Genomic DNA, 7463 nt, shown 5'->3' with positions numbered 1-7463 from the left:
GCGACGCGCCGCCCGAAGCCGCCGCCGCGTTCGATGCGGCGATGACAGCGCCGCCGGCCGACGCGCCGGCCGGTGCGGCCGACCCGGACGAAGCGGCTGCCGCCGATGGCAACGATCCTCACGACGTTGAATTGCCCGCTGCCGTGGAGCGCCGATGCTAGACCCGGCCTCGGGCTTCAACGACGTCGCGGGCATGCTGCGGCCGCTGCTCTACGTGATGCCGCGCCTGCTGCCGATCATGTTCGTTGTGCCGGTATTCAACGAGCAGATCGTCACGGGGCTCGTGCGCAACGGCGTCGCCGTCGTGATCGCCGCGTTCGTCGCGCCGGCGATCGATGCCGCGCAGGTGGCCGCGTTGCCGTTCCTGATGTGGTGCCTGCTCGTCGCGAAGGAGGCGATGGTCGGCATGTTGCTCGCGGGCGCGTTCAGTGCGGTGCTGTTCGCGATCCAGGGCGTCGGCTACCTGATCGATTTCCAGACCGGCAGCGGCAGCGCCGCGTTCTTCGATCCGATGGGCGGGCACGAGGGCGGCCCGACTTCCGGATTCCTGAATTTCGTCGCGATCGCGCTGTTCGTCACTGCGGGCGGGCTGCAGGTGCTCGTGCAGCTGTTCGCGCAGTCGTATGCGTGGTGGCCGATCGGCTCGCTCGGCCCCGATTTCTCGTCGATGCTGCAGACCTTCGTCGTGCGCCAGACGGACACGATCTTCGCATGGATGGTGAAGCTCGCCGCGCCGGTGACGATCGTGCTGGTGCTCGTCGAGCTCGGTATCGGCCTGGTCGGGCGCGCGGTGCCGCAGCTCAACATCTTCGTGTTCTCGCAGCCGCTGAAGAGCGCGCTCGCGCTGTTGATGATGATGCTGTTCCTGCCGGTGGTGTACGCGTCGCTGCATGCGCTGCTGAGCCCCGACAGCGGGCTGATGGCGTTGCTGCGCGCGCCGTTCGCCGCGCACGGCGGCGCGTGAGCGCGACGGAGCCGCGATGGCCGAAAAGGACCAGAAGCCGACCGCGAAGCGCCTGCGCGAGGCGCGCGAGAAAGGCGAGGTGCCGAAGAGCGCGGAGACGATTTCGTCGGCGTTCTTCGTCGGCGTGTGCGTCGCGCTCGCGGTGGGCATCGGCGCGCTGTTCGCGCGGCTGCAGGCGCTGTTCCGGCTCGTGTTCGATGCGGTCGGCGCGGCCGACCCGTCCTCGCGGATCGCGGTGCTGATCGACGGCGCCGCGCGCGACTGGGCGACGCTGTCCGCACAGGTCGTCGCGGCCGGGCTGCTCGCGGGCCTGCTGGCGGGCTTCGTGCAGGTCGGCGGCGTGATGGCGTGGAGCCGCCTCGTGCCGCAGCTGTCGCGACTCAACCCGGCCGAGGGGATGAAGAACCTGTGGTCGCTGCGCAACCTCGTCAATCTCGCGAAGATGCTGCTGAAGACGGCGCTGCTCGTCGCGACGCTCGGCTGGCTGATCGTCGAGTCGCTCGACCCGTCGGTGCAGTCGGGCTTCACGCGGCCGATCTCGATCCTCGCGCTGATCGTGAAGCTGCTGATGCTGCTGTTCGGCTGGGCCGCGCTGATCTACATCGTGATGGCATTGATCGACATCGTGCACCAGCGGCACGAATTCAATCAGAAGATGAAAATGTCGATCGACGAAGTGCGGCGCGAGCACAAGGAAGACGAAGGCGATCCGCACATCGAGGCGAAGCGCCGGCAGCTTGCGCGCGAAGCGCAGTTCGCGTCGCTGTCCGACCGGATCGGCTATGCGTCGGTGGTCGTCTACTCGCCGCGCGTCGCGGTCGCGCTGTACTACGGCGGGATCGGTACGCTGCCGTGGGTGCTCGCGCGCGGCGAGGGCGACGCGGCCGAGCGGATCGTGCGCGCCGCGCGCGACGAACTGCGCCCCACGCTCGCGAACGTCGGCCTCGCGCAGGCGCTGTACGAGACGACGCCTGAGAACGGCACGATCCAGCCGCAACATTTCCGCGAGGTCGCGCAGTTGCTGAAATGGGCGACCGGCGCGAGCTGACGCGTGCGACGGCAGCCGCGGCGGCATGCCGCCCCTTTTCTTGCTCCGCGCACATGCGTGGCCACGCGTTCCCATTCGATATGGCCCCGTGAATGGTCATGCAAGCGCAGTGCTTGACGTTATTTTTTTCCGGCTGGCGGGGAAGTTCACCTGTGAATTATTGCTGATTTATTTCTTCGTAATATGGCTCGACCGTCACGCCGGACGGCGGGCCGCGAGGTTGCGCCACGCGTGACGAACATGGTCAACAGGGGCGGACAAATCAAATGTGCGGAATCGACGGCTTTCTGAATAGCGTCGCCTTCGATGAGGAGACAGCGCGCGGCACGCTCGCGCGGATGACGGCAAGCCTCGCGCATCGCGGGCCGGACGGGCAGGGGATCTGGGTCGACCCGGAAGCCGGCATCGCGCTCGGCCACCGGCGGCTCGCGATCGTCGACCTGTCGGTGCACGGCCGACAGCCGATGGCATCCGCGTGCGGTCGCTACGTCATGGTCTTCAACGGCGAAATCTACAACCATCGCGAACTGCGCGCGGAACTCGAGCGTGCAGGGCGCGCCCCGGCGTGGCGTGGCCACTCCGACAGCGAGGTGCTGATCGCGGCGATCGTCGCATGGGGTGTCGAGGCGACGCTGCGGCGCGCGACCGGCATGTTCGCGTTCGCGCTGTGGAACCGCGCGTCGCGGGTGCTGACGCTCGCGCGCGACCGGATCGGCGAGAAGCCGCTCTATTACGGCCGGATCGGCGACGCGCTGGTATTCGCGTCCGAGTTGAAGGCGCTGCGCGGCTATCCGGGCTTCGACGGCACGGTCGATCGCGACGCGCTGTGCCTGTACCTGCGCCAGTCGAGCGTGCCCGCGCCTTACACGATCTATCGCGGCATCCACAAGCTGCCGCCGGGCACCTTCGTCCAGTTCGAGCATGCGCGCGACACGCCGCGCCTGCGCGCGTACTGGACGCTCGAACAGGCCGTCGAGGATGGCCGTGCGCGGCCGTTCGAGGGCAGCGCCGACGAAGCGGTCGGCCAGCTCGACACGATCCTGCGCCAGGCGGTGGCGCGGCAGATGGAAGCGGACGTGCCGCTCGGCGCCTTCCTGTCGGGCGGCGTCGATTCGTCGGCGATCGTCGCGCTGATGCAGGCGCAATCGGCGACGCCGGTCGACACGTTTACGATCGGCTTTCACGAAGCCGGCTACGACGAAGCCGGCTACGCGAAGGCGGTCGCGCGCCATCTCGGCACGCGCCATACCGAACTCTACGTGACGGCCGACCATGCGCTCGACGTCGTGCCGAAGCTGCCGTCGATCTATGACGAGCCGTTTTCCGATGCGTCGCAGATTCCGACCTTCCTCGTGTCGGAACTGACGCGCCGGCACGTGAAGGTGAGCCTGTCCGGTGACGGCGGCGACGAGCTGTTCGGCGGCTATACGCGCTACTTCCTGACGCCGCGCCTGTGGCGCAAGCTGCATCGCGTGCCGGCGGCGGTGCGTGCGCGGATCGCCGCCGCGCTGCATGCGTTGCGGCCCGATCACGCCGACCAGCTCGCGGCCGTCGCGCAGGGGGCATGGGGCAGCGTGGAGGCGCGCGAATCGGCGACGCGCATCGGCGACCGCCTGCACAAGCTCGGCCATGTGATGACGGCCGAGAGCCGCATCGGGCTGTACCGGCTGCTGATGTCGTCGGTGCATCATCCGGAACGCCTCGCGCTGTCGGGGCACGAGCCGCCGACGCCGCTCGACACGGTGTCCGCGTGGCCCGAGCATTTGAGCTTCGCCGAGCAGGCGATGGCGATCGATACGCTCACCTACCTGCCGACCGACATCCTCGCGAAGGTCGATCGCGCGGCGATGGCGGTCAGCCTCGAAACGCGCATGCCGTTCCTCGATCATCACGTCGTCGAATTCGCGTGGCGCGTGCCGGCGGCGGTGCGCTTGCCGGAAGGGCAGTCGAAGGCGCTGCTGCGCAGGCTGCTCGACCGTTACGTGCCGTCCGCGCTGATCGACCGGCCGAAGCAGGGCTTCTGCGCGCCCGTCGACCACTGGCTGCGCGGCGCGCTGCGTGACTGGGCCGAGGCGCTGCTGCGGCCGTCGCGGCTACGCGAGGAGGGCTTTTTCGACGCGGCGGCGGTCGACCGCCTGTGGCGGCAGCACCAGACCGGCCGGATGAACTGGCAGCACCAGCTGTGGACGGTGCTGATGTTCCAGGCGTGGCTGGAGCATCAGCGGGCGGGGTGACGCGGCGCCCGGCGGACGGCCGGTGTTCCGGCCATCCGCGGTCGGACCCGGCCGTCAGCCGACGTTCAGCGGCGTGCCGATCGCGAGACGGCCGGGATCGCGCGTGGCCGACGGATTGAGCTGCAGGATCTCGTTCAGCGCGCGCGCGTCCTGCTCGCCGCGCGTCATCGCCTGCTGGTCGGCGCGCGACACCTGCGCGGCGTCGAGCAGCGACTGGCGATGCTGGTCCGCGATCACCCACAGCGAATCGCCGGCGACGACGATGTACGGCTGCGGCGAGTTCGATGGCGCCGGCTGGCTCGACGGCGTGCCCTGCGACGGTTGCGGCGCCGTCGTGCTCGTCGTCGGCGACGGTGTGGCGGATGGTGCGGCGCTCGGTGAGGCGGACGACGATGCAGACGGCGTGGCACCCGGCAACGCGCCCGGCACGAGATTCGACTGCGACGGCGAGCCGCCGCCGAAGATCCAGTTGAACAGGCCGCCGATCATCGGCGCGACGCCGATGATGAACTTGTAGCCGAATGCGGCGACCGGAATCATGACGACCGCGGTCGGGATCTTCTTGACGAACGGCGTGGCGTTCGGGAAGTGCGTATTGAGCCGGCCGGCGAGCAGCAGCGCGGTCGACGTCGCGGTCGCGACCGCGAGATCGTATTCCCCCTGCTTCCATTGCGACGCGGTGGACAGCCCGCCGAGCGCGACCGACGCGAAGTCGCCCGCCGAATCGAGCACGCGCACGACGCGGCTGCGCTTGTCCGCGTTCACACGCCGCGACACGATCAGGAACGACGCGCCCGCGTATGCGGCGCCGAGCACGCCGCTCGCGACACCGGCGCTACCCAGCGCCAGGCCGAACCAGTCGTGCGCGCCGGCGATCTTGCCGATGCCGCTCGTGACGGTGGCGACCGACGCGACGGCCGTGCCCGCGCGTCCGGCGATGCCCAGCAGGCTGCGCGGATTGCCCGCGTGAAGCTGCTGCAACGACGTGCCGCCGACGAACCCCTGCATCTGCGTGAGCACGTCGTCGGCGAGCGCGGTGATGTTGGCCTTGGCGTCCTCGAAGCTCATCGTCCCGCGCCGGTATTGCCGGACGTATTGCCTCGCCATCGCCTGCGCGTCGCGTACCGCGGCGTCGAGCTGGATCGGCCGGTGTTCGCCGTATTCGTGCGTCTGGGAACCGAATTGCCGCACGAGCGTCGTCTCGAGATGCGAGAGTGCCGCGACCGCGGCTTTCGGGTCGCCCGACTGCAGGCTGCGGATGGCGCCCTGGTGCATCACCTGGAACACGCGCCCGAGACGCGACGCGAGCAGGAACGACGACGACATATTGCTCATGACGGTCGGCTTGATCCAGTGGAACGCGGCGTCGAGGCCGATCAGGCTCGACGCGCCGAGGACGATCCCGCTCGTGATGCCCGTCTTCCACCGGTCGGACGGCTCCTTCGACGGCCGGTGCACGCGCAGCGCATTGAGGTGCGCGGTCGCCTCGTCCATCGTCGCGTGGGCGGCGGCGGGCGCGTCGGGCTGGGCGATGGCCTTGCGGTTGGCGCCGATCGGATGGGAGCCGTCGTGTTGCAGCGCCGGCCGGCCGGTGACCTTCTTCCAGTGCAGGCGGCTGTCGGTGGCCGGCTGCTGCGCCAGCCTCGGCCGCGCGGGTGTGCCGGCGCGGTGGCGTTTGAGCCAGTCGCGGCCGATCTCGCGCGCCTTCTGTTCGAGTTTGCCGACGTCGTCATCGCCGACGCGCCGCCACATGCTCTGGCCGTACTCGTTCGTTGCACGGCGCGCCTGGTTCAGCAGCATCGACGTGTTGTGCTCGTACAGTTCGTCGCGCAATGCGACGATCTCGCCGTCCGTCATGCCTTGCGTTTTCGCGATGCGCTCGACCTCCGTGAACAGGATGCGCTGCTGGTTCGCGAAGTCTTCGGCGCTGACCGGTTCATAGACGCGCGTCAGCGCATCGCCGCCGTGCAGTCTCGCGAACTTCCCGGTTGCATTCAGCTTGTAGTCGACGAGCTTCGCCGCCAGCGCGCGCGTCAGATCCGCGTTCGCGATGAAGTCGTCGCCGTGCGTGCCCCAGGACAGGCCGACATGAACCCAGTCGAGCTGTTTCCGGCCGAGGATGGCGTCCAGCAACTGCACGTGGCCTTCGCCCGGCACCGGCTCGAGCACGGCATCGGCGCCGTGGAAGGTCAGCATCACGAGCGGCGCTTTCTCGCCCTCGTGCTGCTTCGCCCACGTTTCCAGCGATTCGGCGATGCGCCGGATCTCGGCATACCCGTTGTTCGTGCCGGCCATCGCATGCCCGTCTTCGCGCGACACGAGCGGCCGCGACGGTGCGGCCTCGAGCCGCAGCAGGAAGCCGTATTTCGATGCCGCCGTGAGCCACTTGTGCAGGTGGGCGAGGTCGTCCAGTTCGAGCGTGTGCGGCGTGCCGTCGGGATCCGTGCGCGTGATCGTCGCCGTATCGTCGTCGTAGCGGGCACCCGTCGGGTCGCCGAACTTCCTGGCGCGCTGGATCAGCCCCGGATCCTGCTTGCCGCCGACGGCGGCAGCCTGCGAATACGGATCGACCTGGAGCGCGACGGCCGGGAGCAGGCCGCCGTACTGCGCGAGGGACTGCCGCATCGGCTCGGGATCGTCGCGTAGCGAGAACGAGCGCGACATCGGGACGAGCCGGTCGCGGATGTCGGGCGGCAGTTCGGCGTATGCGTCGATCAGCTTCCGGTCGGCGGTTCGCGCGGCGCCGTGGTCGATCACGAACTGCTGCGAACGGCGCACCAGCCTGTTGCGGCCGCCGCCCGGATTGGCGACGGCGCCGTGCGGATGCAGGCTCGAAGCCTCGCGCCACATGTCCAGCGTCTTGAAGATCTTCTTCCACAGCGTGGCGTCGGCCATGATGGCCCGCGGCTCGTCGCTGAGCGTCAAGCCGTTGCCGTCGTGCTTGCCCTCGTCGCGCTTGCCCCATTCCTTGACGCGTTCGAGCGTCGACGCGAAATCGGCGACCTTCGCCTTGCCGTAGCGCGTGACCGATTCGACGATCGTGCTCGATACGAAGGCGGGCTGGTACGGTTCGAGCGCGATCGGCTTCGCGGCGGGTACGGCCGGCGGCTTTGCCGGCTGAACGGCCGGTTGCTTCGCTGGCGGTTTGCCGCGCGCGGCCTTGCGGCCGGGTTTGCCGGGCCGGCCGCCCGCGTTGCGTTTGCCCGCGGCGGGCGGT

4 protein-coding genes are annotated in these 7463 nt (G+C 69.3%); 3 read left to right on the top strand and 1 reads right to left on the bottom strand.

The genetic code is table 11. From position 1 onward, the window contains the following. Positions 1 to 154 precede the first annotated feature (154 nt). The 3 genes from sctT (at position 155) to asnB (ending at position 4246) form a co-directional block, all read left to right on the top strand. Positions 155 to 964 (top strand): type III secretion system export apparatus subunit SctT, encoded by an 810-nt coding sequence (gene sctT / locus G3N96_RS36555; RefSeq protein WP_206140238.1) that lies wholly within the window; start codon positions 155 to 157, stop codon positions 962 to 964. 16 nt (positions 965 to 980) lie between these two features. Next, complete coding sequence (locus G3N96_RS36550) at positions 981 to 2012, top strand: EscU/YscU/HrcU family type III secretion system export apparatus switch protein (RefSeq protein WP_206140236.1); 1032 nt, start codon at positions 981 to 983, stop codon at positions 2010 to 2012. 266 nt (positions 2013 to 2278) lie between these two features. Continuing rightward, positions 2279 to 4246: an asparagine synthase (glutamine-hydrolyzing) gene (gene asnB / locus G3N96_RS36545; protein ID WP_206140235.1), complete on the top strand. Its 1968-nt coding sequence runs from the start codon at positions 2279 to 2281 to the stop codon at positions 4244 to 4246. Between the two features lie 54 nt (positions 4247 to 4300). Here the strand turns inward: asnB and G3N96_RS36540 are convergent. Further along, a partial coding sequence (locus G3N96_RS36540) for an LWXIA domain-containing protein (protein ID WP_206140233.1) occupies positions 4301 to 7463 on the bottom strand: 3163 nt, incomplete at its 5' end.

It is taken from the genome of Burkholderia sp. Se-20373, from assembly GCF_017104705.1.
In the GTDB taxonomy this organism is placed as follows: Bacteria; Pseudomonadota; Gammaproteobacteria; order Burkholderiales; family Burkholderiaceae; genus Burkholderia.
This window is presented reverse-complemented; position numbering and strand designations above follow the sequence as displayed.